We start from the raw sequence: 26498 nt of genomic DNA, 5'->3' as shown, positions 1-26498 counted from the left end.
ACAGAAAAGACAACCAGCCACTTCCTCCTGACCGACGACTTCCGCCGGCCAGGGGAATTACGGTCTTCTGTTACCGGTTCATAGCACAGTTGGTTGCAGTTTTTGTTCGCAAATCTTCAGGAAGACCCGCGCCCGGTTAGCAATTTCGCTTTCCAGCACGAAGTCACTCAGCAGAAGTTGAAGGACATCCCGTGCCCGGTCGTAGTCGTTTTGTTTGAATGACTCCATGGCCGTGGTGTAGAGGTTCAGGGCCTCACGCTCGCGGTTCCGCCGCACGGAAGAAGACACCGGACTGGAAATCACTGGCGCGGGTGGGGGTGGAGTCTTTTGGGCTTTGGACTTGGCTGTCTTACTGGATGAAGCTGCGGCCGGGGCGGGCAGCTCTGCCGTTTTTGGTGTCGTCGCCGAGGCGGTTTTGGCCGCTTTCACCGTCTCGGCTTTCACGGCGGCGGACTCTGCCGAACCTGACGCCTTGGAAGTTTTGGATTCCGCTGTGGGATGGACATCCTTGCGCACCGGGGCTGCCGACTGGCTGCGCGCCGACGCTTTCGAGGTCACTTCCCGGACAGCCTTGACCACCGCTTCCACAGCCTGACTGGTGCTGGTTTCCACAGACCTGGCCTTTGACATCCCTACTTCAGCCGGACGGGACTTGGCGGTGTGCGTTTTGGCTGTGGTTTTGGTGGCAACGGAACCTGTATCCGGTTGCGTGGAGAGCGGACTTACTGGTGACTCTGCCACGGGAGACGCCGCAGACGATGTTTTCCGGCCTGCTTTCCTGGTGGTGTTGACCTCGGTCGTCGTAGTGGGCGAATCAATGGCGAAAGGTGTGGAAGAGGCTGATTCGGAGGTGCGACGACTGGACTTGGCACGCGCTGCCGGCGTCCGGGAGGGAGCGGTCGGTGGCGTGTCTTGGGTTGGGAGCGGAGCACTCGCTGTGAGTTTGCGTGAAGACTTTGAACCGGAAACAGATAGAGCCATTCGCAAGACCTCCCACAGACCGAAAAGATTGTCAAGATAGCACTTTGATAAGAGTAACGTTTTTATCCCGCCATGGTAGCTCAGTCCGTTGTCTTTCGTCAAGCAACTTACCAAAACGCCAAGGACAGCCGGCCACGTCTTAGAACGCCTGACCAAAGGTGACATGCACTTGGAAGTTGGTCAGCCGCCGATTGGGTGTGGCGACAAAAAACGGCGGATCGATGAGGTAGGCGGCATCCACCCGCAGGGGTCCCAAGGGCGTTTTGATCCGAAAGCCCCCACCCAAACTGTTGGTCAGCGATCCCACACCAATGTCTGAAACACGTGCAAAGACGTTGCCAACATCGTAGAAAACGGCCCCTTCCAGGTTTTGCAACAGGGGAAAGCGCACTTCCCCGGTGGCGGCAATCAGGGCATTACCCCCAACCGGCGCATCGGTGACGGGATCGCGCGGGCCGGCCTGCTCAAAACCCAGCCCGCGCAGGGTTGTCGGGCCGCCGGAGAAAAAGCGTTCACTGATCGGAAGGGCCTGGGTGCCGCCATAAGGCTGCGCCAGGCCAACTTGCAGCCTGCCGGCCAGGATGACCGGCGACCGCTCTGTGACGCGGCGGTAGCCTTGGGCCTGCCCCAGAAACCGCAGAAACCGCTCGGAACCGCCGATGCGCGGAGTGGCCACGGTCAAGTCGGCGGAGATGAAGGAACCGCGTGTGGCATCGAGGGGCACATCCCGTGTGTCACGGACATACGTGGCAGAAAGCGTCCCCAGATTCAGGGGCTGATCCGCACGCTGGAGCGGAGGGTTTGTCACGCGCAGATCGAGTACCCGCACATTCTGTAACCGGTAGCGGAAAATCAGGGCGCTTTGCGCATCAAAACGGAGTTCCGACTGAATGAGCGCCACCAGGCGCTGGGCCGTAAAGCTGACCCGCGCCTGCCGTTGAAACAGTCCCGATATGAGAATTGGCGCGGTGACGCCATCCGTCAGGGTGGTGACCCGTGGCAGGTTGAAGCGCGGAAACTGATAGGAAACCTGCGCCAACTGCTCCCGCCGGCTGAGGCGGACAATGAAGCTGCCGACTTCCAGCCGACCGAACATATTGGCATTCGACAGCTCAAAGGAGCCGCGCGGGCCGTCGTTGGTCTGGTAGCCAAACCCGTAGGCCAAGGTGTACGGCTTTGCCTCAATGACATCCAGGGTCACATCCGCCAACGCATCGGCGGGCCCCGTCGCCCGGACATAAGGCGTCTGAAGCAATACCTGCCGAAACGCCCCCGTCGCATAGAGCGCCTGTTCGGCCTGATTCAGCTTGTCGCGCCGCAGGCGTTCTCCCGGCCGGATGGCAAGGAAGCGGCGCAGGGTTTGCTCCGAGGTTCGTCCGCGCGTGCCGATGATGACCCGGTTGACCGTAAAGCGCCGCCCTTCCTCGATTTCATACACGAGGCTTACCTGTGCCGGATCGCCATTGGTTTCTTCGAGTTCCTGCCGAATCCGCACTTCGGCAAATCCTTCGCTGAGGTAAAGTGCCGTGAGGCGCTCCAGGTCGGCGCGTACCCGCTCCTGCGTGACCACCTCACCAGCTTCCAGTTTCAAGACCTGTTTGAGCCGTTCCGCTTCGAGAAGCTGATTGCCCTCCAGGCGGATGTCAGCCACGTGCGCCTGCGGCCCGGGCTCCACCTGGAACAACACCGTGAGGGCTTCATCGCTCAGCCCGGTGCCAATCCGCCGTTCCACCACCTGAGCCTGCAAATATCCGGCGTTGCGCAGGTCGCGCAGAATTACCTCGGCATCCCGCGCCAAGGTGTCTTCGGTGACCAGGCCGCGCGAAGGTGGAATAATGGATGCCGGGCGGGTCTGGAAGTCGCCGGCAACATCGCGGTACGCCAGAATATCCGTCCCCACAATGCGCACCTCCTGCACGCGGTAGCGGCGATTCGGCTCGATGGTGTAGGTCACGATAACCCGGTCTTCATCCACCCGGCGCTGCCGCGACCACTCGACTTCGGCAAAGAAATAGCCCCGCCTTTGCAGGGTGAGGAGCAACTGGCGGGCCCCGTCTTCCAGGGTGAAGTCATCAAGACCACCATCACGGAGCACCGGCAGGATGCGGCGCTGTTCTTCACGGCGCAGCTCAAACCCGGTGACATTGACCGTGACGGCCGGACCCGAGGTGATTGTGACCGCAACCGCAACCCGGTTAGTGGCCGGATCATAGGTGATGCGCGGTTCGCTGATGCGCGGATCAAGGTAGCCACGCGCCACGTGCAAAGCGCGAATGCGTTGGAGGTCGGACTGGACAAAATCTATCGCGTAGGGCGTCCCCACCGGGTGCTGGATGATTTTGGCGTCAAAGTCACCAGGTGGAATTTTCAGGTTTCCGTCAATCTGCCAGGCACCAATGAGGGCCCGCGGCCCCGGCGTAACGACAAAGGTGACGCGCACCCGGGCCGCATCGTTTGGCGGCGAGAGGCGCGCCCGGATGGAAGCCTGGAAATAGCCGCGCTCGCGGTACAACCGGCGCAGAATTTCCTCACTCTCGCTGAGGACGCGCGCCGTGATTTTGCTCCCCCGTTCCAGGGCCGGCAGCCGCGGCAGGAGTTCTTCCACAGGAAAGATGGTATCGCCCTCGAAGACAACTTCGGCAACCCGGAGCTGGCGGGCAATGACAAACCGGACCCAAACCCCATCGGCTCCTTCGGGGGTTGTGAACACCTCGGCATTGGCGACGCGCCCCGAACGGTGTAACCGCACGAGCGCTGACCGCAGCCGGGCTGCAGTCAAGAGTTCACCGACCTGCAAACCGACGATTTCCACCAGGGACGGCTCCGGGGTAAACCCCGCCTCGACCTCAATGGTGAGGCGGGTGATGGTACGTCCATCCAGACGGCCGACCGGGGGACGCAGCGGATCGAGAACACTAGCGCTCTGTACCGAGGGCAGTATGTTCTGCGCGCCAGCCGCTATACCGGCAAGGGCAAACCACAGCCCCACAACCAGCCAATGCAGCCGCCACAGCTCCAGTTTGGTTGGGTTTGGTTGGCGTTGCCTCCAAGGTGGCACTATCCCGGTCAGGTACGGACCGGCTTCTGTCTTTCGTTCCCACGCCAACATCGGGGTGCGATTATGGGTCATGGTTTCCGTGCCGCGCTACTTGCAGGCAGACGCCGGTGTATCTTCACGCCCGCCCGGCGCGGAAGACATGGCTGCCGCACGATAGCAGCGGGGCACGCGCGCCGTCAGCGCCGTTGTGGCTTCAAGGGCAATACTGCCCATCACGGCTGCGTATTCCTCCGCCGTGATGGTTGTCTCCCCTTGGCTGCCAATGAATGTCGCCACGTTGCCTAAGGCCACATCCGGCACGTCGGTGACATCCAGCATAGTCACATCCATGCTGACCCGCCCGATGATGGGCACTTTCCGGCCACACACCAAGGCCTGACCGCGGTTGGACTGGATGCGGTGCAGTCCATCGCCGTAGCCCAGCGGGACGGTGGCCACCCGCGTGGGACGGCGCGTGACAAAGGTGCAGCCGTAACCAAGCGGTGTGCCGGGCGGAACGGTCTTCAGCCCCAGAATGCGCGCGTGGAGCGACAGTACCGGCTGGGTTGGCGGCGGCGGAAACGCCGGAGACAGAGCATCTCCAGCAATACCGTACAGCAATCCGCCCAAGCGGACCAAATTCCCTGCCGCCTCCGGCAGAAAAGCATGCAAACCAGCGCTGTTGGCCAGGTGGATGTAGCGCGGCGTCCATCCGGCCGCCCGCGCCTGCTGCACCGCCAGTGCGTGGCGTCGTATCTGGTCGCGTGTGAAATCGGCATGCTCCGGCAGGTCAGCCGAAGCAAAGTGTGTCATCAGGCCGTCCAAGCGGAGGTGCGGGCAGGCTTTGAGGCGCTCCAAGACGGTGGTGAACTGGTCAGGCGACAGCCCCAGACGACCAATTCCGGTGTCTATTTCGAGATGGACGGCCACCGTCCGCCCGGCTTGGGAAGCGGCCTGTTCCAGAACCGGCAGGTAGTCCGGGTCAGGCAGCGTTGTGGCCAGATCATAGTGAACAATGGCGGCTTCCTGCCCAAACCAGAAACCGCCCAGGACGAGAATGGGGCGGGTAATCCCAGCCCGGCGCAGAGCCACGCCCTCTTCCGTTGTGGCCACGCCGAACCAGTCAGCCCGGACAACGTCCTGAAGAAAGGTTGCCACCGGCAGCAGGCCATGGCCGTAGGCATTGGCTTTGACCATGGCCATAACCGGCACACCGGCGCGCTGCCTCAGCCATCGGTAGTTTTGTTGCAGCCGCGCAAGGTCAATCTCTGCCCAAGCTGAAAGGTGGGAAGGGACTGGTGCACCTGCCCCCCCGTTTCCACTCCCACCTTCACTGCAACTCGACACGATCTCCAACGACGGCTTCGCGGGTCGTACGGGTCAGCACCCCAACCGAGGTATTGGCTTCGGTACGGATGATGACGATTTCGCCGACGAGTGTTCGCGGCAGCTCGCTGCGGGGCGTCCGCTCGGCAACCTGTGGGTAGCCCTTCTTTGAAGAACCCAGCGACGAGTTGTCACGGGTACCAAAACGGTCGCTCGAAAACCCGTCGTTGCGGGGCGGCCCGATATTGTCATCCCGGAAACGTGTAATCGGGTCACTACCCAGTGGGCGATAGACCGTCAGGTAGTCGCCGACCTTGATACCGTTGTCCGCTCCAAGGTTGATGTACACCACATCGTTGCGCGCGAGCTGTTCCCGACCAAGCTGCCCGGCCAGAATCTGCCCCGTTGCCCGCCCGGTCGGAGCGCCAACAACCGAGAGCGGACGGTATGGACGCACGGTTGGAATCGGCCGCCGCTCATAGGGGATGAGGACATCCCCCAGGTTGACCGTGCCGGTGCAGATCAACGTGATTTCCCCGGTTGCCGAGGTGTCGCGTACTTCAGTGATGCGGAGCACCCCCAACTCCTGCACGAGTGTTCCCAGCTTGCGCCGCCGGTCAGCAGGGTCGTAAACCGGACCGATGTTGCGTACAATCTGGTACTCAGCGCCGGTTTGCAGGTTCGCATCACGTCCCCGGTTGATATACACCAGATCACCCTGCGAGAACTCACGGACGTAGGCTTCTTTTTCACTTCCAACAATTTGGAGGTCTTCTGGGGCAGGCTCGCCGATGTAGCCGGCGCACACGCGCATGGCTTCAGACATTACCAAGCGCGGCACTGTGGTTTCAGCCGGATTCTGTGCACGGGCAAGGCCGCTGACGGCCACGACGGCGGTAAGGGCAAGACCGGTCAGGGAGCGGACCGATGCCAGGCGAAGGGAGGTAAGTGACATGTCAGCACCTTCTGTGAAATTTCGGCTCACCAACGGTTGAAAGATAGCGGGACGGTGAACCGATGGACTCGACCTGGAACAAGCACATTAGTTTGTAATGTACGCTACGAGTTAGCAGAAATGACGGCCGGGCGTCAACTGCGGACTCGATGCAGCCACTCATTGAGCGTCACCACGACTGCCGCCTCCTGGCCGGGGACGGCGCGGCGCGCTCCATACGGAATCCTGGCCTCACCGGCAGCGACAAACTGACGTTCAACAAACACCACAGGTCTTGTGGGAAAAGCATTTTGCCTTTTTCGCAAAGCTGTGCTACGCAGCCGCCACATTTTATTCAAGGAGGTTTTGCCATGTGGTCTGCCGGCTTTTGCCTGCGTCACCGTTGGGCGTGGATGGCCCTGGTGCTTTTTGGTACGGCTTTCAACTTTGCTTCCGGGCAAGCGCCCGACAGCGTGCGGCCGTCTCAGGCGTCGCCGGAATCATCTCCGCCGGTCAAGCACATGGCCGTCCTGCGCCGTCAGGCAGAACAGGGGCTACCACCAACGCCAACTGAAGTTGCGGAGTTCTGGAAAACCAGCGGGAGAATGAGTTATCAGGCGGTCAAAGCCCATCAGGCCGTCATCTTTCAAAGGGTCGCGGCTCGCCTTCAGCGAGAGGGGGTGACATCTCGGCCTTTTTTGCTGCTTCAGCAGAATCTCTGGTATCCGGCTCTGCACCAGGAGTTGATGAGAACGTCCCACTTTCGGGCAACGGTGCGGCTGGGTAATCGGATTGGAGGGGTGTATGTCGCTGATACCGTGGTGGCGCCAGAGCGGGTGGAAGTTGACGAAGAGACCGTCATCATCGCGCGGTCTGTTGTTGTGGAAGGAAAAACACTCGTCATTCGGATGAACCACCCTGTCTTCCTTTTCCATGCAACACCGATTTGCTTTACCGAGGCGTCCGTCGGGCGCGTCGTGTTTGACACCAGCGGACAGGGGTACCAAGACAGGCCCGCCGAGCAAGCGCAGCAGGGGCGGGACAGCGTTCGACGGGAACAACAGGGTGATGACCGAAGTGGTAGGCCGGGAGATTCTGAACCGGCCAGCAAGCCAGGGAAAACAGGCGATAATGGCCAGGCCGGGGCAGATGGAGACGCTGGTAACTGTACAAATGGTCCGAACGGGAAGCCAGGAGTAAACGGGGCAAAAGGCCAGGATGGCACAGATGGGGTGGGCGGTGGCGACGGAAAGCGAGGTGGTGATGCCACCCAAGAACTTACGTACACAACACCGTGCAATGCGCAGCCCGGCAATGCCTATGTGTTCCGCACCAATGGCGGCGACGGCGGCGGCTGCACCGAGTATTACTGGGCTTTTTATGCTTCGTATGATGGCGGGTTGACCTGGATATTGGTCTCCACGGCCTATGCCGGCTGCTGGTAATCGCGACGCATGAACCCGTTACAACCTGCTGTTTCGTTCCGCCGCCAGTCCCATCATGACTGGGCATCACAGCCAGCCACGAACCACCAGCGCGTCAAGTCTGCTGACGACTCAGCCATTCGTTGAGGCTGGCGACAACCGCCGCCTGCTCGCCGGGGGTTTTGGCCGTGCTCTCGACGCGGAATTTGACCGTAAACCGTCCGTCGGAATATATCCCTTCGATGCCCTTCGCGCCGCAGCGAAAGCGCGTGCGCTGGGGCAGGTCGGGGTTGAAGTAGAAGGTTGCACACTGTACGACCTGCTCAACTTCATCCGTCACCTTCTTCATGAAGACTTCCACTTCCGGGTGCTCCCCGGGCCAGCCGGCATCTTTTTCCAGCCGGGGCGGATGCTTTTGCAACGCCTTGGGGGGCAGCACTTGGCTGCGGTCGGTACGGAAGCGTTCGCGAAAGGTCTCGTGAAAAATCTGCCCGACCGGCGACAGCTCCAGATAGTCCTGCCCGTCAATCGGGACCCGTTCAACCAGGCTCTCGTATGTTTCCTGCCATTCCTCGGCATAGGTGGATGCCGGAACGGGATCGGATGTCCGTTCCAGGTCGTACAGCATGCCGCTGGCACGCATCCACACCTCGAAGTCAAAGGCCACGGGCAGGGGCGGAAAGGCGATGATTTCGCTGAAGAGTTCGTGCTTGTAAAACACCGGAATGCCCAGAGCCTGGCCGAGCAGTACGGCAACGGCTATCTGCGCCTTGTAGCCGCCGGTGGCATTGATGGCGCAGGCTGCGGCTGAACGTTCCCGGACAATGCGGCAGACATTCCGCGCCAGGTTGCGCAGCCCCTTGGTACGAAACCGCTTTGGGTCTTCGTCCTGCAAGTCCTCCACTTCGACGGTCTCCACCAGAGCGTGACCCTTGTTCAGGTAGTAATCCTTGAGAATGGCCGCGATGTCGCGTCCCTTGTCCGTGCTGGAGTGAAGAAAAAACAGTCCACAGTCTGCCGGGATGTATTCCTTCTCAAGCAGGCTGGCAATGGAGTTGATCTCTGCGCCGCACACCCGGTCACTGGCCGGCAAAGGGCGCAGGGCTTTGGCAACTCCCGGCCAGTCGCCACGTTGGTAGGCTTCGGCCAGGGGGCGGTATTCCGGCTTGATACCGTCGTTGGACAGGCCTTTCTTCAAAGCTTCCAGGTTGGGCTGAAACAGACTCGTGCCAACGGTACAGATCAGAATGCTTGGCTTGTTCACCGACGACCTCCTTTGGGTTGATGGCCAGGGCCCTTTTTCGTCTTGTCCTGGGCTTTCTGGGCGCGTTGTTTTTCTTCCTCAGTCGGCCAACGAAAACTCAGTGAGTCGCCAGCGCTGGCGACGATGAGTTCCACCTCTTCACCGGGCTGCTTGTCGCCTGGCACTTCTTTAGTATTCACAATCGGACCTTCTCGGCGGCTGTCTAGGTGGCGCGCCTTCCAGCCGCCTTTTTTGGTCTTCTCTTCCAGAAGCACAGCTTTGACCGTGGTTCCGGGGGAAGGAAATGAGGTGGTTGACGCCGATGCGCTCCCCACAGCCGGATTGGACACTGCCGGCTTCTGCCCGCCAGGTGCGGAAAGGCTGGCACGCTGTTCCAAGTCGCTCTTAACTTTCTGGAGAAACGCTTGCAGGAAATTCCGGCTGGTCCCCAAGTCTGGAAGATATGCTGACGGAAAAGCCACGATGCGCACCGTCCAGCCCTGCTCGCCATCTTTACGGGGGGCAAGGTGAATGTGCACCGGCGAAGCATGCCGATCTTTGACGGGCGGGCGGGGGGTGAAGCTCCCCTGCACGGGTGGGCCAATCCGGCGGGGCAACCCCAGGGCTTTCTTCTCCAGCTTATGCTTGTACTTTTTGGCAAACGCCTGATAGGCAAACCCCACCTGGTCGAGTACGCTCCAGACATCCGGCCAGGAAAAATCAACCTCAACCGGGCCAAGCATTTGACTCAGTCCAATGGCGTTAGGTTTTGCTGCCAGCCCTAACTGTCCACGCAACCGTTCTGCGGCTTGCCGGCAGGTTTCCAGCCTGTATCCATCGGCCAGTTGGGTTGCCTGAAGCGAGCCAAATCCCTTGCGTGCCTTTGAGCCGACGCCACCAAAGTGGCACAGCAGCCACAGGGCCGCTTTGGCCTGCTCCAGTGCCTCGTCGGCCGTTATGGGCCTGGCTGTGTGCTTGACCGGCTGGGCTTTGTCTGCCTGGCGGTTTGCTTTCTGCCCTGTTTTCACCGGCTCAACAAAGTGGGTTGGACGGGCTACCAGCCGCAACCGCCAGGTTGCACCCGGTTCAAGCCAGTGGCGCTGCTTTCTCTCCCCTTCGCGGCTGGACTCGTCCATTCCATAGGAGAGATACCACAGGCCCTGCGTGGTCTTTTCCGGGTTGGCTTCGGGAATACCGTACTCGGATTTCTTCTTCCGGTCGTCGAAGTTTGCCAAGTCTCTCTTGTTGTAGGGCTGTGGATTGGGGCTGGCAACCCGCTCCACAACCAGCCGCACCGCTGCACCGCCTTTGGTATCCCCCCAGATGGCAGCTTCCAGAGTGCGCAGGGTGGCGACATCCACCGCGCCGGCGTGCAGGGTGCGCCACCACCAGCGGAGCAGGCCGCGCAGCGTCGCCGGACGCAGGTCGCAGTCTTCACGCTGCTGATTGGCTCCGGCCAGAAAGGCTGGCGAGGTCAGTTTCAGCTCGGTCTCAAAGATTTCCAGCCTGTGCTCCGGCAGCGGCGGCAACGTACCTTCCGCCGGCTTGAATGCCCCGTAGCCGGTGTTGGTCTTGGCGCCAGCGCCCAGATGACACAGCCCGCCCAGCAGCCACGCCCGGGCCAGTTCCAGAAGGTCATCAGAAACGTCGTGGTGGCGCTTGCTCAACGGAAACGTGAAGGTCACGTCTGGCGCAACGGCCAGAAAGTACACGGGTACCGGGTCTTCCCAGTCGCCCGGCGGATGTTGATGAGTTTCCTGGTAGTACCCGGAATGGTGGTTGTTGACGATGTCCACCACCAGCCTGGGCCAGCATTCCGGCCAGGCGTCGTGAAAAACAACGTTGCCACATGCGGCCTTGACCTCCGGGGAGTCCGGGTCGGTGTCGTCCTGATGCCGGACGGCGGCCGGATGATGGCTGTTCGCAATCTGTTGGCGACGGTCCGGGTTGGGGGCCCAGCCAAAGACATCCTCAATCTGCCGCCAGGCAGCCGGCTGGTCAGACTGCGCCGGCAACCAGACGGTTTCAGCGTAGGCGCGCGCCAGCCCTTTGAGGCCGCTGCCGGGCAGGTAGGCAAAGCCGTAGATCGGATGCAGGCAGATACCAGCGTTTTCCAGCGCCGTCGCCCGCGCCAGATGCAGCGTCAAAGGGCCCGTTGTCGTACAGTCAAACCAGCTTCCGCCCGGCAGAGCCTTCAACATAGCCTGCCGACGCGCCAGCAGCTCTGTGAGCAGTGACGAATCACCGGGAACACGGCATACCCCCTCCAGAGCGCTTTTTTGTGCCTCCTGATTGCCCGGAACGCTGTACTTGTCGAGTTGCAGGCCCGGATGCTGAACCTGGGTGCTCGTGATAAGCTTGAATAGCTCGAATGTGCTTTTGGGCAAAACAAGCTGCTGGGTCATGACGCTTCTGTTTCTTCTGTCAGTCCTTCGGCTTCGGCAAAGCGGTTGAGCCACAGGAGATAGGCGAGCACTTCATCGGTTGCCCGCCGCAGAACATCGGCATTGCCTTTGACAATGCGCTCCAGCAGGTCTTTTGGCTCGTTTCCCTGGGGTGGCATCCGCTGGTTGATCCAGTCGGTGAGTTCGGCGAGCAGTCCCGGCGCATAACCTTTGGCTTTCAGAAACGCCAGCGCCTGCCCCAACCCGGCCGTCATGATACGGACGGGCAGTTTTTTGGCCTGTCCGCCGAACTTTTTGGGTTCCTGCTTTTGGTGCGGGCCCTGCTTCTGCTTTGCGCGCTGCACAGCTTCCCAGGCGTGGCTGGCGCGGCGCTGGTCAAGTGTTGGTTGACTTGCCATAAGCCTCACGCCTCCTTTCCGTTGACCAGCCGCACGGCGCAGAGTCCCTTGCCAATGGTTTCATCGCCCCCGATTTGCAGGTAGGGCGGGGTATGGCACTGTACGTACGCCAGAACGTCGCCGGCTGACTGGCTGTGGCCGTTGCGGCGACTGGCGCTGGCCAGCACCACGGCATAAAACAGCGTCTCTGCCGGCAGGAACTCCTCGTAAAACAGCGCGCCTTCCTTGACCGTCTTGCGTTCGTAATCGAGGCCGACGCGGGCCACGACCTCGGTGGCATGGCGGACAAAATGCGTGAAGTCGTCGTCGTGCAGCACGACCAGATGGCTTTGCAGCCGCTTTTGCGTTGCCTCGTCAGCTACGGCCCGCACGGCAAGCCAGTCCGTCAGATCATTGGCATCGCCCGTGCGTTCAAACTCGAACTCTTCCAGCACCAACTGTTTGCCGCCAACCAGCAGGGGGCTGTCGGCATGGCACAGGGCTTTGTCTTTCCCCGGTTCAGCCGGCAGCCTGAAGCCGGCGTTGCCCAGGTCAGCCAGTTTCAGATCGCGCTGAAGCCGTTCGAGTACGGCCGGGCACGTCACCCAGGCAAAGACGCCCCGCAGGGAACGTACCGGAAAAGCCAGGATGCGCGCATCGGTCATGCTCAGCGCCCCGGCGTGCTTGCCGGCCTCGGCGGTTTCCGGGCCGAAGACAGCGAACAGATCACCGTTGTTGCCGGCAGCCCGGCGGCATGCATCGCGCACAATGCCCTTGAGCGTTGAGCCGGGAATGACCGGCCACTGCGTATGGCGCTCACGTTGTACCGGCAAATCCACAGTTCCCAAAGCCGTGCCCGAGCCGGGATGCAGACCTGTCTGGGCATGGATAAACAGCAGGGCGGCGGCACGCTGCAAAGCGGCGTTCGCGTTGGCGGCTACGGGTTCAGACATGGTTCCACACTCCTCTCACATAGCATCCCCAGCCCTGCCGACGGTCGTCCTCCGTTTCCGCCAGCAGGAACGGGGCATCGTCCGGCAGGTCATCCAGGAAATAGACACTTCCGGCCGGGACGGCAAAGCGCGTAGGTTTGGGCCCGCCGCGCGCCAGGTCCCAGCCGGAAAACGCGACTGAACCGGACACGGCAGCGGCCGCCAGGCGGCCGGTGAACGCCTCTGGCTTCCAGCCGTGCGCAAACACACACGGGGTCGTCAGCAGTACCAGCGGCTTCTGCCCTTCTGTGGAAGGGACTTCACGCGGCCAGGCAAAGGGTTCTTTCAGCCGGTGGCACAGCACGTGGCGGCTTTCACCGCCAAAAGCCAGGGTTGTCAACTTGTCCAGCGCGCCCGCTGGCGCGTCGTCCGGCAGGCACACTTCGGCATAGAGAAACACGCCCTGCTTCAGCGCCAGAAAACCACGTCCGTAAATCTGTGACTCCTCACTCACCAGGCGTTCGGGCGAAATGCCGATGCCGATGCGGTAATCCAGTCCGAACAAATCGCCTGCCGGGACAACTTCCGTCGCAGAAACCGGTTTGCCTTCGAGAAAGTGGGACAGCCCGGCGGGCGTCAGATAGCCTTCGACCGGCTCGGTGACGACCGCTTCTTTGAGCCACAGCGGACGCCGTTGCTCTTCCGGCACAGGGTGCCAGCCGGGGAGTTCTTCCTGCAGGGGGGCCAGGGCAAAAAGCTGTTGGCCGCCGGTTTTCCCTTTGGCCCGGTGCAGCGTCGCCGGCGCCGGCACGAGCACTTCGCATGGCGTAGCGGGGTTTTTGTCCCACCGGGCCAGCCAGGGGCCACGTACGGCCAACGCACCGATCCAGTGCGCCTCCGCGCTGCAAGCTTCGCGTACGGCTTCGGCAAACGGCTTTCCTTCTTCCAGCGCGTGCCGTAACCGGCCGAAGTCGCAGCCGGCAGCCTGCATGAGCGCCGTGCAGATGGCTCCGGCCAGGGTTTGCGGGAGCGGCAAACCGCTGAGCATCTGCTCGGTGCCGTCCATAAAGGGCCGTCCGTCGCGGAAGAACAGCACATCAAGTGCTTCCAGGCACAAGCCGACGGTCTTCATCGCCCCGTTCATTCCCTTCCCCCACGCGCCATAAACGACGCCGTATGGCAGAGCGTGAGAAAATGCCCGAGCGCCTCTCCGACCGAAGCAAAACGCGGGCGGCTCCCTGAAGCGACCTTTGCATTCGTGAAGGCCTCAAAATCCGCAACGAGCGCATCAGGCGGGAGAATTGGCTTTTCCGCCCGCCCCAACTGCCGCCGTATCTCCGCCTGGATGGCTTCCCTGGGAAGGGCGGCCAGCGTATGCCGCCCGGCGTACAGGTGATAGGCCCACCGATCCGAAGCCCCGGCAAGAAACGCCTGTTTCCACTTCGTCACCACCGGGACAAAGCCCCACGGACAGATGGCTGTTGTGTGCTCGCCCGACCGGCGGCGGACGGTTATGGCCAGGGCATCGCGGCCGGCATCCTTGGCCTGCTCTTCGGCGCGGCGGGCATCCTGCAATGCCAGCCGGAGATCGTCCTTGGCGTGAACAAGCACCAGCCCGCCCGACAGCGTAGCCAGCGAACCCATGAGCAGGTAGGTGCGGCCGTCTTTTTCGTACCAGTCGGCTGTGTAGGCAGCTTGCAGTTCATGGGCGCAGTCCAGGGCGGTGCTGAGCGGCAGCAGCGCCAGGGTGTCATCGCCGCCGGAATAAATGACCGTTCCGCCGTGTTCGGCAACGACCTGTGGGACGATGTGCAGGGCAAAGTTGGCCAGCGCCGTGCTGATGGCGGCATGCAGCGCCGGGCCGACCGGGCGTTTGGCGTCCAGCCCGGCTTGCTGGTGCAGATTTTCGTAGTAGGCGACAAGTTCAGGGTGCATCACCTCCCGCACCGGCGGCGACTTTTCACCCCGCAGCCAGCCGCCAAGCTCATCGCCGTCAAGCTTGAGAATGGCGTAGTACACCGGCGGCCGGCCCTGTTCTTTTTTGGCCGACGCGATGATTTTCCAAAGTTCCGCCGGGCAGGAATCGGCGTCTTCGGGATTCTCGTCCGGTCGGGACCAGTACAGCCAGTTGCCGTTCCAGGGCTTTCTCCAGTCCCGCCGCCAGTCAATTCCGGCCTGCCGCAACCAGTCAGCAGCCGCGACAGTCCAGGTATCCGGGAAACGCAGGTCGTCCGTTGAAAGCTCCAGTTCCTTTTTCAGAAAGGCCGGCGCGGCAAATCGCTTGACCAGCCCGATGGCGCACAAGCCTTCACCCGGCCGCAGGCGAACGCCCTCGATACTCAGGCCCTGCTCTGACGCCGAAAGCGTATTCCAGAACTGCTTTGATGCGCTGAGTTCGTCCGGCCCCATCTGCTCGAAGGTTCCGAGCAGCGTACATTTCTGCGGAAAGCGCCCGCCAGTCTGAACCGGTAGATTGGATGGGACATGGCGAACGGTGCGATGGGCAGCCAGCGACCGCTGCGCCAGCTCGACCTGATGCTGCCAGCGCCCGGCGTGTTCCTGGTCGTAGCCCGGTTGATCACCTTTGGGAATGGCGCGGGCAAGCTGACGGACGGCGGCCGCGTTGGGAAAGGCTTCCTCGAAGGAAGCTTTGCCGGTGAGCAGGCGCGCCAGCTTCTGGTCAATGGTTTGGGCAGAGCCGCCCAGCGGCAGCACAGCGGTCGCAACGTTGAAGTAGTTTTCGATTTGTGCGTCCCACCGCTTGTCCCACCCTTGGCAGGCGTTGTCCAAAGGTTGCTTGAGCTTTGCCCGGACGGCCTCAGCCAGGGCCTTGACGGCGGCATCGGCAGCCTGGCGGCAGCTTTTGGCCAGTTCTTGGGCAGCCGTACCGTCCTTGCCCCACGGCACAAGGGCCAGAAACCGGTGTGGCAGCGAGGGTGTCATCCGCAGTTCGGTTGGCGGCAGGGGCACTTGCTCTTGTAGTCCTTGCGCGTTGCGCAGCCACAAATCCACCAGCGGAACACCGCGCAGGGAAGGGTAGATGAGCGCTGTCGGGCCAAGGTCTTTAAGGATGGGCTTCATCGCCTGAAACGCCAGCCACGACAGGATCATGCTGCCTGACCACAGATCGCGTACGGTTCGCGCCGCCTCGATAAACCGCTGGACAGGCCCCAGCGCAAAGGCGAGCAGGGCTTCTCCGCCGCCGGCGTCAAGGGCCGCTCGAAACGCCGCAGCCGTGTCGGCGTGATGCCAGATGGTATGGTCTGGCGTCCGCGTGTCTGCCGGGAGCAACGCAAAGCACGGGCGAACCGTCGCCAGCGCATCCGGCCACAACCGCCAGATGGCCAGCAGGCGCATGAAGTGTTCGTTTGCGGGCAAACCGCCGACGATAGCCCGAAGCTGCTGTTCCTCGGCCTGCGTCAAGGCGTCATTCAGCGGCGGCACATTGAGGTCTTTTGGAGCGGCCGATAGCGGATGGAAGATACGCAGTTGGCCGTTTTTCGGGGCAACGGCCCGCTCGCCATCTCTTCCGGCCGTTGGCATGGGAAAGCGTTCAACCGCCGAGGCCAGTGGATCGGCGGTTGCAGCAGCTTCTTCGATGTGGCAGCTTCCCTCTTCGCCAACCACAATGGCGGCATACCGGCGGGCGCGGTCAACGTGTCCGCGAATGGCGAGTGCCTTGTCAGGTGGGTCGTGCAGGTAGGTAAGCAGAATCTTTTCCCAGTTCGCGGCCAAGGGCGTTACCTCCCACAGTCCGGCCATAGCCAAGCGGGGTCCGTATCAAGCCCTTCCCAAGGGCCTTGGCACGGCAAGCGTGCCTGGCAGCTACGGCGTCCCAGAGTGTTTTGCAAGTGGTTGTACTTTCTCTGTTTTACTCTGCCAGCCAGCAACACTTCAACAGAAACCATAAGGAGTGAACCTCTGGCAGGCATATTGCGCAGACAGAGCTTGACGTCGGCCGGAAACCGTTACCGTGGTGTGCCTTCTGGCAGATAGCACCGGAGCAGCACCTTGAGCACGCCCGGTGTGGTCGCGTGCTCGAAAGCGCGTCGTCCGTCGTCCAGGTCATAGACCGCTTCGATGAGCGGCTGTGGGTTGACCTTGCGTGCGGCGAGCAGCGCCAGAGCGGTTGGCATATCGCCACAGCGCGACCCGACCAGCGTCACTTCCGGGACGACAACTGTGGCTGGAGGAAGCATCCAAGGTGTTTCTGAAGTGGACTTGAGCACGACCGTTCCACGGGGGCGTACCAGTCGCAGGGCATCGGCCAAACCGGTAGCGCGCCCGGAGGCTTCCACAACGACCTCGAACCGGCGGTTTGCCGACCGAAGTTCATCCGCGTGGCGGGTTGCGATACCGGCTTCGGCCGCCACGGCCAGCTTGCGTGCGTGACGGCCGATGAGTGTCACAACCAGCCCATGCGCGTGCAGCACCCGGGCAATGAGTTGTCCAAGCTTGCCGTCACCCAAAACGGCTACCGTCTGGCCTGGCTGGCAGGAAACCTGCTCCAGAATGCGACAGGCGGCGGCCAGCGGCTCGGCAAAGACGGCATCCAGATCACTGACGGTATCAGGCACGGCGTAGAGGTTGCGCAGCGGCAGCGCCAGGTATTCGGCAAAAGCGCCGTCGCGCTGGCGGATGCCGATGACGGTGCGTTGCGCGCAGTGGTGTCTGTCGCCGGCTTGACAGGCTTCACACGTGCCGCAGGCCACGTTGATGTCTCCGACGACCCGCCGCCCGATCCAGGCAGCATCGGGGGCCGCAGCCACGACGCCGACAAATTCGTGGCCCAGCGTGCCGGAAAAGCCGGTGTAGCCCCGTACGATGGCGGCATCCGTCGCACAGATACCGGCATAAGTCACCCGGATGACCGCTTCTTCGGGCATGTCCGGCCGGGGGATTTCGGCGAGCTGTAATTGTCCGTTGACCAAACGCAGCGCCTTCACCGGCCACACCTCGCACAGTGGACAGTCTGATGAACGCCCGACTATGATGCCCGATTTCGCGCCATGCGCGCATAAGGGACAACCTCAGACGTGCAGGTATTCACCATGTCAGATACTGTCGGTCAGTTTATTGAGTTTCTGCGCCGCCACGACGACGAAGCCTGGGCGGCGATTGTTGCCAGCCTTCTGCCCGATGTGCACCCCGTTGACCAGAACGCGCTCCGGGTGTGGTTTGCTTTTTATCCGGTCAAGCTGTTTCGCATGCTGGCCGAAGATGAAGCGCGCGCCCGGCAGGACTGCCTGCTCAACGGGCGCTACCGCCTGGCTGACCATATTCACACCTCACACCGGTTTTTTTATGGACATCGTTTCTGGCCGAAGGTTCAGAAAGCCGTGCTGATTGACCTCCGCACGCCGCCTCGGACAACGCTGGAAAACCATATTCGCCAGGCAGCACGGCGCACAGGGGTTGATCCGGCACTGGCGCTGGGGATTACGGCCGTGGCTTACGCCACGCTGCAACAGGTCGGCGTGGAAGCCTTCCTAACGCCCCCGCCGCCAATGGATGTGCCGCCGCTGGAGCCGGAACTGATCGTTGCCGAGCGTCGGCGGCCGGAGCCACGCACCGTGTGGGATATGCTCCTGCGCAGTGAAATCAACCAGACCTACACGATTCGCTTTGATGAACATGACCCGGCGGCAAAGTTTCAGGCCATTTATGGGCAGCCCCTGACGACGGCCGCCGGGCAGATGCCCAATGCGGCAGCGTTCAAGGCAAAAGACCCGCGCTGTGTCGCGGGACCGATTCCCACGGAATGCCAGACCGGGGCCTGTGGCACGTGCTGGATTGGTGTACTGAGCGGCGCTGAAAACCTCAGTGCGATTACGCCCTTTGAAGTCACGCGCCTGAAAAAAATTGGCTATCCGTACGATGGGACAGAGCACCCGGTCATCCGCCTGGCATGCAAGACGGTCTGTGAAGGCAAGGCTTCGATTGTCATTCCACCGTGGAATGGCGTTCTGGCCAACTGGGACCACCCACCAATTCGGGGTTAGCCTTGGCAGCCGTGTATTCCACGGATACACACCTGGACGCCACTAGATCATGAATTTTGGCTTGGATACTCAAGACAAGCGTTACCTTGACATCGTGCTTGAGCCAATTCGGGTTTGCGCCAGATATAAGCCAAGATTTGGTCAAGGCAAGCGGGGTAAAGGTTTGACCTTGGAACAGTTCCAAAAGCTGTATCAGGCGGATCCGTTCTACAACTGGTTTGGGTTGGATAACCCAATGATGTACACCGCCCACAAAGCCGCAGGCGGGATGACAAGCGTCTATCGCCAGATAGGAAGCAGATGCGAAAAACTTTTCAGGACAATCCTGTGTGACTCACTGAGACTCACGCATAACGACGTGACCTGGTCTTACAAGACACAGCTACCCACGGGCAAGGAGCGTACCCTTTACCTGGACGGCCGGGTGCCTCTGGAAGGAATTTCTGACGACCACCGAAAGCAGATTTTTCATACGTGGATGCAGAAGGCCGCAGAGAAGATCGGTGTTGATACCAAAATATCCAATGCACTGATTGGCGCGGTCTTTGAGATTCGACAGGGTTACAAGAGTAAGGACGCAAAGCGTCAGAATGCCGACATTGCGAGTGCGGCAATAGCATATACAAAAGCTCATTTTCCTTGTGCAATAATACTCTCAACACAAATTGATGCCGACATCTTGGACCGGTACAGAAGTGAAAAATGGTTGGTTCTCACCGGCATTGTCGGCAAAAATGATCCCTTGGTATCCACCTATGATTTCATGTGGGATGTGGTTGGCTATGACCTGGAAGGTTTCTTCCAGCGCAACAGTCAACGTCTGCGCGGTGAAGTGGAAGCCACTCTCAAGGTGCTGCTGGCACCATAGGGTCAGGTATGGTTTCCCTTCCGTCACGAGAACAGCTTCGGCGCCGGGCTGAATATACCCACAAGTTCAATGCCAGGGTGGGCAGATATGGCTGGCTTAGGTTAACCCCGGCTTATTCTTTGAAGATCGTTGAGGAACTGATTGCCAACCATCCCAATGCACAGAGGATTTTGGATCCATTTTGTGGGACAGGAACAACAGCACTCTGCGCTGCCTGCTACGGCCGCGAAAGTACAACAGCCGATATTAATCCATTCCTGGTCTGGCTTACACAAACCAAAATTGCCCGATACCCAGCGGAAACCATTGAAGCGGTGCAATCTGCGTGTCAGGAAGTGCTTGACTTGGTTGCCAGGCATGCTGTCAAGCCAGTTTCAACGCCACCTATTTTTAATGTTGAACGGTGGTGGAGCCTGGAAACACTTACCTTTCTTCGATTGCTTCGCGCAGCTATCGAAAAGGCCACCGAGCCGGATACACCTTCCCGCAATTTACTGCTGGTGGCCTTTTGTCGTACGCTCATTGAGCTGTCGCAGGCGGCATTCAATCACCAGTCCCTGTCATTTGGAAATGATGATGGATTCGCTCTTCCCTTTCCCGTGGACAGAGGTTCGGTATTTGCAGCGAGTGTTCAGTTTGTGCTTGAAGGAGTACTGGAAAACCCCAGCGGCACAGCCTCCGTTGTCCTCGCAGATGCACGGACGTTGAAGGGCAAGATTTCAGGAACGTTCGACCTGGTGATTACCTCACCGCCTTATGTCAACCGCATGTCCTACATTCGTGAGCTGCGCCCATATATGTACTGGCTGGGCTTTCTCCAGAACGGCAGGGATGCCGGTGAACTCGATTGGAAGGCCATCGGTGGAACCTGGGGAATTGCAACGAGCCGGCTCACAGACTGGAAGCGCCCGGAGGGACACTTCAGAAGTACACGTCTGACGAATGTGCTGCAAGCCATTGCATGCGCCGAGAACAAGCATGGCAGGTTGCTGGCAAAATACGTCGCCAAATACTTCGATGACATGTGGACGCATTTCTGTGAACTGCCGAAACTCTTGGCTGCTGGCGCAGAGGTGCATTACATCGTTGGCAACTCGACATTCTATGGAACGCTGGTTCCCACCGAGCAATTGTATGCGGAAATGCTCTCTGCGCTTGGCTTCTCACACATCGAATGCCGGCCCCTTCGCAAGCGAAACTCCAACAAGGCACTCGTTGAGTTTGACGTTGTAGCCCAGTGGAAGTAACGGCTTACGACCGCAGCCCGGCAACGCACCAGGCCTTGCTTCCGGGGGTAGGTTAGCCTGAAACCTGTGGTACCCCGACGCACGTAAGCAGCCCGTCTATGCGCCCAGTGCCAGCCGTTGGCGCAGGCTCGGTACCGGCTCCTGCTCGGCGTAGGCTTCCAGCGCCGCCCGTACCGCCGGTTGCCCCAGAAACGGACGAAGCGCCTGAACTGACAACCGGCGGATGTACCCACGGCGGCAGGTCAACCCGCGCAGCACCAGCGGCTCGATAGCCCGTTCATCACCCAATGCCGCCAAAGCCCGCGCCGCGTGCAACGCCAGGTCTTCATCCTCCGCCGCCAGCAGGGGATGCACCAGCTCGCGCGTGTCCCGGCCAAGCCGGCCCAGGGCAATCGCCGTGTAGTGGCGCAATCCCTCGCCAATCTCACTCGCATAAAGGGCTTCGAGCGCCGGCACACTCGCCGTGTCCCCCAGCTCGCCCAGAGCAAAGACGATTTCAGCGCGTGACAGCGCCACCCGCCGTTCCGCCGTCAGAAGCTGCTCCAACGGTTCGCGCACCTCGGCCTCGCCCAGGAGTGCCAGGGCATGCAGGCACATCTCATGCACCTGCTCGTTGAGCTGCCCGAAATCATCACCAATGCGAATATCCCGCAGGGACTTCAACGCCGGAACCGCCTCCGGCAGACCGAGCCGCCCCAGCGCAACAGCGCAGGCAAAACGTACCCCCGGCCGCCAGTCCGTCAGCCAGTGGGTCAAAGGTTCGCAGGCGCGCGCGTCATTCATATCGCCCAGCGTCAAAGCCGCATCCTCACGCAGGAAAGACTGCTGCTCACCAAGCCGCAGATCGCCCAGCGTGGCCACCAGCGGCTCGAAGGCGCGTACGTCGCCGTAGTCCCCCAAGGCAATGGCCAGCGCCCCCCGGATGTGGGGCAACAGCCCGGTGTCCGCCTCCAGCCAGGCCGCCGCTTCATCGGCCGCCTGCTGCCGCTGGGCATCCGGCGCACCTTCGTTACACAGCACCGTCATGAGCCGTTGCGCCCGGTCACGCGCCTCATTTTCCTGAGCCGCCGCCTCCACACCAAAATCGCCCAGCCGGGTTTTGTAGGGACAGGCCGCCACAAACGGACAGTTGACACAGGACAAATACATCGCCAGCGCCGGGCACAACCCACGGGTCTGCTCACTGGGACGCGCCGCCATGGACACAAAGGGATTGCCGGGAGCCGCCATGGGAAGACCTCCTGAAACTCGCGATCACCAACACAACATCTGAAAAACTCAAAAACCTGAACCCGGACCCGCCAGCCACCGGGGCGGAAGCATTAAATCCTTGCAGGCCCCTTGCCCGTACCACCGGACGAGGGACAGACTTACAGCCTGCTCTTTTCAATCTAGTGCCGGGCAGGTAAGGTTCAAAGTCCATTTCTGGTTTTTCCTTCCAAACCTTCCCGACTTTCCTTTTGCAAAGCGAGAGCCACCCATGACGGACACACGACAGGAACGCAACAAAGCCATTGATGCCGCCATCGCCAGCCTCGAAAAGCAGTTTGGCAAGGGTGTCGTGATGCGCCTGGGCGAGCGGCAGGCCATTGAGGTGCCGGCCATTTCCACGACCTGCCTCAGCCTTGATGCGGCCATCGGCATTGGTGGTGTGCCCCGGGGGCGGATCGTTGAAATCTACGGGCCGGAATCCGGCGGCAAAACGACGCTGGCCCTGCACGTTGCCGCCGAAGCCCAGCGCACCGGCGGACAGGTGGCCTTCATTGATGCCGAACATGCGCTCGATCCGGGCTATGCCGCCAAACTCGGCGTGGATATTGAAAACCTCTTTGTCTCGCAACCGGATAATGGTGAGCAGGCGCTGGAAATTGCAGAAGCTCTTGTCCGCTCGGCAGCGTTCGACCTCGTGGTTGTGGACTCTGTGGCAGCACTCGTTCCCAAAGCCGAACTCGATGGCGACATGGGCGATGCCCTGCCGGGCCTTCAGGCACGGCTGATGTCCCAGGCCCTGCGCAAGCTGACCGCCGTCGCCAACCGTACAAACACCTGCCTGATTTTCATCAACCAGATTCGGGAAAAAATCGGCGTGATGTGGGGATCACCGGAAACGACCACCGGCGGCCGGGCGCTCAAGTTCTACGCCTCGGTACGGATTGACATCCGCCGCACGGCCTCGATCAAGGACGGCGAGGAAATCATCGGCAGCCGTACCAAAGCCAAAATTGCCAAAAACAAGCTGGCGCCACCGTTCAAGGAAGTTGAATTCGACATCATCTACGGCAAGGGCATTTGCCGCGAAGGCGACCTGCTGGACCTCGGCGTGGAACACAAACTCATCGAGAAAAGCGGCGCCTGGTTTTCCATCAAAGGCGGCGAACGCCTGGGACAGGGACGCGAAAATGCCAAGCAGGCGCTGGCCGCCAATCCGGCATTGCGCGAACAGCTCGAACGGGAACTGCGCGCCATCCTCATGCCCCACCGCGTTGCGGCAACCGCGCCGGAAGCCACAGCCAAAGCCAAGGGGGCTTCTGAGTAACGTTTACAGCAGCGTTCACGCCGCCGCCTGCCGGCAAGTCTGCACATAGGCCAGCATGGCTTTGGCGGCCAGCCGCCCGCTGGCCACGGCCCCTTCCATGCTGTCAAAGAAGCGGTGCCCTCGGGTAAAACCGCCAGCCAAAAAGAAGTTGGGCACCGGCGAAGCCTGCGTGGGACGGTATCGCTCCAGTCCGGGCTTGGGGTGATAGACCGACTGGGGAATCCGCACCACAGAGGACTTCACGATGTTGAGGTGCGGCGCGACCGCCGGGTAATACGACTTCATCCGCTCCCACACAGCCGCCACGACTTCGGCATCACTCAGCGCCATCAGTTCGCGCGCTGGCGCCACCACGGCTTCAAGCAGGGTGTTGCCGCTGGCCGGGGCATAGCGCGGCGTCGTCAGACGCATGTCGGCATAAACCGGCGTCAGTCCCGCGCCGCCAAAGAGCAGGTTGTCCCGTTCGGTCAGGCGTCCATCGAGCCAAAGCTGGACGTTCATCACCGGCACGCCGACGAAATGCCGCAGGTGATCGAAGTACGGATACTGCGCCCGCCAGGCGGCCGGAATGAGCCGGTTCATCTGATGTACCGGCAGGGCGCACAGATACGCATCACCCGTGTGCAGCGTCTCATCCACCACGAAACCACGGACGTGCCCGACGGCATCCAGCTCAATCCGCGTGACCTTGCGCCCGGTGTGAATGCGCCCGCCGGCGCGTGTAATCGCCTGAACCAGCGGCTGCACAAGGCACTCTTCCGGCGAACCTTCGAGAAAGGCAACCTGAAAGCCGTCGTCGCGGCGGAGAAACAGGCGAAACACGTTCAGGACGACCTGTGCCGAAAGCTCTTCCGGCGGCAGGAACTTCAGCGCCAGCGTCTGGGGCAGAAGCATCCCACCCAGCAGGTTGTTCCCCAATCCCTGCTGCCGATGCCAGTCGGCATAACTGATTTCATCCTGGGCGTCGGCGTAGCGGCTGTCTCCGAAAAGAACTGGCAGCAGGGCGCGTCCGTAGGCGAGTTTTTCGCCCAGCGAAAACTGACTGGCCGTGACGAGATTCGGCAGCAGGTGGAGCGGAAAGGGCAAACCACGCCAGGAAACGATGTCGTAGGTGACGCCTCCCGGCAGGGTGAAATGGCACACCGGCGCTTTCCACCGGAGATAGCTATCGGCTCCGACGGCGCGCATGAGCTTGAACAACTCTTCGTAGCAGCCGAAAAAGACGTGCAGCCCAGACTCAATCCAGTCGCCGTCCGCATCTTTCCAGGATGAAACCTTCCCGCCCAGCACCGGGCGCGACTCAAAGACTTCAACCTGGCAGCCGGCCTGGGCCATATCGTAGGCGGCCGCGAGACCGGCCAGACCGCCGCCCGCAATGAGGATTTTTTTCATGTTTCCAGCAGGTGGGGAAATGAGGTGTCCGCGACCGGCGCGGAAACGCGAACCGGCAGGGGGAGCCGGCCGGCCTGTTTTCCCTGCGGGGGGCAGGGCATCCGGGGCGTGAACTTATGGGGCATCCGAGGTGTCGCCTGTACGAAAGGCCCCACTTTCACGGAACATACTCGCCGTATGGCGAATTTTGTGCTTGTCGAGCAGGTGGCGCAGGCTGCGCACCGACATGTGAAGCAGCTCCGCCGCCTTGGTCTGATTGCCCCGCGTCCGCCGCAAAGACTGCAAAATATAGGATTTCTCGATTTCCATCAGGAAGTTTTCGAGGTGGATGCCCTGCTCCGGCAGATCGAAGACGGAAGCCGTCCGCGCCGGGTCATAGCGCAGTACGGTTTCCGGCAGGCGCTCCGGCTGGATTTCGTGGGTTGGCTCCAGGGCCACGGCCCGCTCGATGAGGTTTTCCAGCTCCCGGACGTTCCCCGGAAATGAGTAATTTTCAAGGTACTTGAGTGTCGTTTCGGCAATGGACGTTACCGGCGGGGTGCGGTTTTGCCCGTACTTTTTGAGGAAGTGCAGCGCCAGCTCGCGGATGTCCTCCCGCCGTTCGCGCAGCGGTGGAACGTTGATGGGAATGACGTTGACCCGGAAGTACAGGTCTTTGCGGAAAGTTCCGGCTTCGACCATCTGGGAAAGATCACGGTTGGTGGCGGCAACGACCCGCACATCCACCGGGATTTCTTCCGTACCGCCCACCCGCCGTATCGAGCGTTCCTGCAGGGCGCGCAACAGCTTGACCTGCATCCCCAGGCTCATTTCGCCGATCTCATCGAGAAACAGCGTGCCGCCGTCAGCGGCCTCGAACAGTCCTTTTTTGTTCGTGGTGGCACCGGTGAAGGCACCCTTCATGTAGCCAAAGAGTTCCGATTCGAGGAGGGTTTCCGTGAACGCGCCGCAGTTGATGGAAACAAAGGGGCGTTCGCTGCGCGGGCTGCAGGCATGGATGCCACGGGCAACGAGTTCCTTGCCGGTGCCGGATTCACCCGTGATGAGTACCGTGCTGTTCGTACCGGCGATGGTCTGGATGAGTCGCAACACTTCCTGCATGGGGCGGCTGCGCCCGATGATGTTCTCCAGCCGCGTGCGATCGCCCAGTTCGCGTTTGAGCAGGGCGACTTCCCGGCGCAGAAGACTTTTTTCCAGCGCGTTTTTGACGATGAGCTTGAGTTCGTCAATGTCGAACGGCTTCTGGATGAAGTCGTCCGCGCCGAGTTTGAAGGCTTCGCGCGCCTGCTCGACCGTGCCATGGGCCGTCATGAGGATAACCACCGTATCGGGTGAGATTTGGCGGCATTCGTGCAGCAGTTCGGTGCCGGACAGACGCGGCATCCTGACATCCGACAGGACAACGTCAAACACCGTCCCCCGCAGAGCTTCCAGGGCCTGTGCCCCATTGGCCGCGACGAAGGTGCGGTAGCCTGCCCGCCGAAACACATGGTCGAGCAGTTCACGCATACTCAACTCATCATCCACGATAAGGATGGACGGCACACGATCAGCCATGACAGTCCCAGCTCATCCCCCTTACTGCATCGGCTCTTGTCCGGCGCGCGCGCCACAGGGTTCACAACTGCCTGGTAAAACCAGCACAGCCCACCCAGGGTTTTCAAAGCAGATGTCGCATGGTAGTGTGTTTGCCAACAGTCGTCCAAGAAAATCTCCGGTTTGTGCATACATACAGGACGACTCGCACTTTTGCGCTCCTTGTCAAGCGCGCCGGTTTACCAACCCAACATCATC

General features: G+C 61.1%; 19 protein-coding genes. 5 read left to right on the top strand and 14 right to left on the bottom strand.

Going from position 1 to position 26498, the window contains the following annotated elements:
- Positions 1-78: 78 nt before the first annotated feature.
- From CABTHER_RS00270 to CABTHER_RS00255, 4 genes are all read right to left on the bottom strand, one after another.
- Positions 79-630: a hypothetical protein gene (locus CABTHER_RS00270; protein ID WP_014098574.1), complete on the bottom strand. Its 552-nt coding sequence runs from the start codon at positions 628-630 to the stop codon at positions 79-81.
- Between the two features lie 490 nt (positions 631-1120).
- Positions 1121-4111 (bottom strand): POTRA domain-containing protein, encoded by a 2991-nt coding sequence (locus CABTHER_RS00265; protein WP_081464606.1) that lies wholly within the window; start codon positions 4109-4111, stop codon positions 1121-1123.
- A 15-nt stretch (positions 4112-4126) separates the two neighbouring features.
- A complete protein-coding gene (gene alr, locus CABTHER_RS00260; RefSeq protein ID WP_187288385.1) occupies positions 4127-5365 on the bottom strand; it encodes an alanine racemase in 1239 nt (412 codons plus the stop codon).
- Complete coding sequence (locus CABTHER_RS00255; protein ID WP_014098571.1) at positions 5349-6299, bottom strand: hypothetical protein; 951 nt, start codon at positions 6297-6299, stop codon at positions 5349-5351. Before CABTHER_RS00255 ends, alr begins: the two co-directional genes overlap by 17 nt.
- Before the next feature lie 350 nt (positions 6300-6649).
- Here CABTHER_RS00255 and CABTHER_RS15185 point away from each other — a divergent pair, with 350 nt between their 5' ends.
- Complete coding sequence (locus CABTHER_RS15185) at positions 6650-7723, top strand: collagen-like protein (RefSeq protein WP_148263863.1); 1074 nt, start codon at positions 6650-6652, stop codon at positions 7721-7723.
- A gap of 94 nt (positions 7724-7817) precedes the next feature.
- Here the strand turns inward: CABTHER_RS15185 and CABTHER_RS00245 are convergent, their stop codons facing one another.
- The 7 genes from CABTHER_RS00245 to CABTHER_RS00215 all read right to left on the bottom strand — a co-directional run bounded on the left by CABTHER_RS00245 (position 7818) and on the right by CABTHER_RS00215 (position 17605).
- Positions 7818-8966, bottom strand: coding sequence for a putative CRISPR-associated protein (locus CABTHER_RS00245; RefSeq protein WP_014098569.1), 1149 nt, complete (start codon positions 8964-8966; stop codon positions 7818-7820).
- Positions 8963-11350, bottom strand: coding sequence for a type III-B CRISPR module RAMP protein Cmr6 (cmr6, locus tag CABTHER_RS15180; protein ID WP_014098568.1), 2388 nt, complete (start codon positions 11348-11350; stop codon positions 8963-8965). The genes CABTHER_RS00245 and cmr6 overlap by 4 nt, the downstream gene beginning before the upstream one ends.
- A complete protein-coding gene (cmr5, locus tag CABTHER_RS00235; RefSeq protein WP_014098567.1) occupies positions 11347-11748 on the bottom strand; it encodes a type III-B CRISPR module-associated protein Cmr5 in 402 nt (133 codons plus the stop codon). The genes cmr6 and cmr5 overlap by 4 nt, the downstream gene beginning before the upstream one ends.
- Positions 11749-11753: 5 nt before the next feature.
- Positions 11754-12680, bottom strand: coding sequence for a type III-B CRISPR module RAMP protein Cmr4 (cmr4, locus tag CABTHER_RS00230; protein ID WP_014098566.1), 927 nt, complete (start codon positions 12678-12680; stop codon positions 11754-11756).
- Positions 12673-13791: a type III-B CRISPR module-associated protein Cmr3 gene (gene cmr3 / locus CABTHER_RS00225; RefSeq protein ID WP_187288384.1), complete on the bottom strand. Its 1119-nt coding sequence runs from the start codon at positions 13789-13791 to the stop codon at positions 12673-12675. The genes cmr4 and cmr3 overlap by 8 nt, the downstream gene beginning before the upstream one ends.
- An 8-nt stretch (positions 13792-13799) precedes the next feature.
- Positions 13800-16421: a type III-B CRISPR-associated protein Cas10/Cmr2 gene (gene cas10 / locus CABTHER_RS00220; protein ID WP_014098564.1), complete on the bottom strand. Its 2622-nt coding sequence runs from the start codon at positions 16419-16421 to the stop codon at positions 13800-13802.
- 206 nt (positions 16422-16627) lie between these two features.
- Entirely contained in the window at positions 16628-17605 is a 978-nt protein-coding gene (locus tag CABTHER_RS00215) for an MDR/zinc-dependent alcohol dehydrogenase-like family protein (protein WP_041569225.1), read from the bottom strand.
- A 105-nt stretch (positions 17606-17710) separates the two neighbouring features.
- On the opposite strand from CABTHER_RS00215, the gene CABTHER_RS00210 reads away from it, so the two are divergent.
- The 3 genes from CABTHER_RS00210 to CABTHER_RS00200 are packed head-to-tail and all read left to right on the top strand — an operon-like array spanning position 17711 to position 20776.
- Complete coding sequence (locus CABTHER_RS00210; RefSeq protein ID WP_014098562.1) at positions 17711-18661, top strand: 2Fe-2S iron-sulfur cluster-binding protein; 951 nt, start codon at positions 17711-17713, stop codon at positions 18659-18661.
- 49 nt (positions 18662-18710) lie between these two features.
- Positions 18711-19529 carry a hypothetical protein gene (locus tag CABTHER_RS00205; RefSeq protein WP_014098561.1) on the top strand — a complete coding sequence of 273 codons (819 nt, stop codon included), beginning with the start codon at positions 18711-18713 and terminating at the stop codon, positions 19527-19529.
- Positions 19530-19537: 8 nt separating this feature from the next.
- Positions 19538-20776, top strand: a complete 1239-nt coding sequence (locus tag CABTHER_RS00200; RefSeq protein WP_041569018.1) for a DNA adenine methylase — start codon at positions 19538-19540, stop codon at positions 20774-20776.
- A 96-nt stretch (positions 20777-20872) separates the two neighbouring features.
- On the opposite strand, the gene CABTHER_RS00195 is transcribed toward CABTHER_RS00200, so the two are convergent.
- The gene (locus CABTHER_RS00195) at positions 20873-22006 is read right to left on the bottom strand and encodes a HEAT repeat domain-containing protein (RefSeq protein ID WP_014098559.1); all 1134 of its coding nucleotides are present in this window, start codon (positions 22004-22006) and stop codon (positions 20873-20875) included.
- A 250-nt stretch (positions 22007-22256) separates the two neighbouring features.
- Here CABTHER_RS00195 and recA point away from each other — a divergent pair, with 250 nt between their 5' ends.
- Positions 22257-23312, top strand: a complete 1056-nt coding sequence (gene recA, locus CABTHER_RS00190; RefSeq protein ID WP_014098558.1) for a recombinase RecA — start codon at positions 22257-22259, stop codon at positions 23310-23312.
- Between the two features lie 15 nt (positions 23313-23327).
- On the opposite strand, the gene CABTHER_RS00185 is transcribed toward recA, so the two are convergent.
- Both CABTHER_RS00185 and CABTHER_RS00180 read right to left on the bottom strand, forming a co-directional pair.
- On the bottom strand, positions 23328-24704 hold the full coding sequence (locus CABTHER_RS00185; RefSeq protein ID WP_014098557.1) for an FAD-dependent oxidoreductase: 1377 nt from the start codon (positions 24702-24704) through the stop codon (positions 23328-23330).
- Positions 24705-24818: 114 nt separating this feature from the next.
- Positions 24819-26261 carry a sigma-54-dependent transcriptional regulator gene (locus tag CABTHER_RS00180; protein ID WP_014098556.1) on the bottom strand — a complete coding sequence of 481 codons (1443 nt, stop codon included), beginning with the start codon at positions 26259-26261 and terminating at the stop codon, positions 24819-24821.
- Between the last annotated feature and the right edge of the window lie 237 nt (positions 26262-26498).

This window comes from Chloracidobacterium thermophilum B (genome assembly GCF_000226295.1).
Classification (GTDB): Bacteria; Acidobacteriota; Blastocatellia; order Chloracidobacteriales; family Chloracidobacteriaceae; genus Chloracidobacterium; species Chloracidobacterium thermophilum.
The sequence above is the reverse complement of the archived record's forward strand: the minus strand, read 5'-3'. Positions and strand labels throughout refer to the sequence as shown.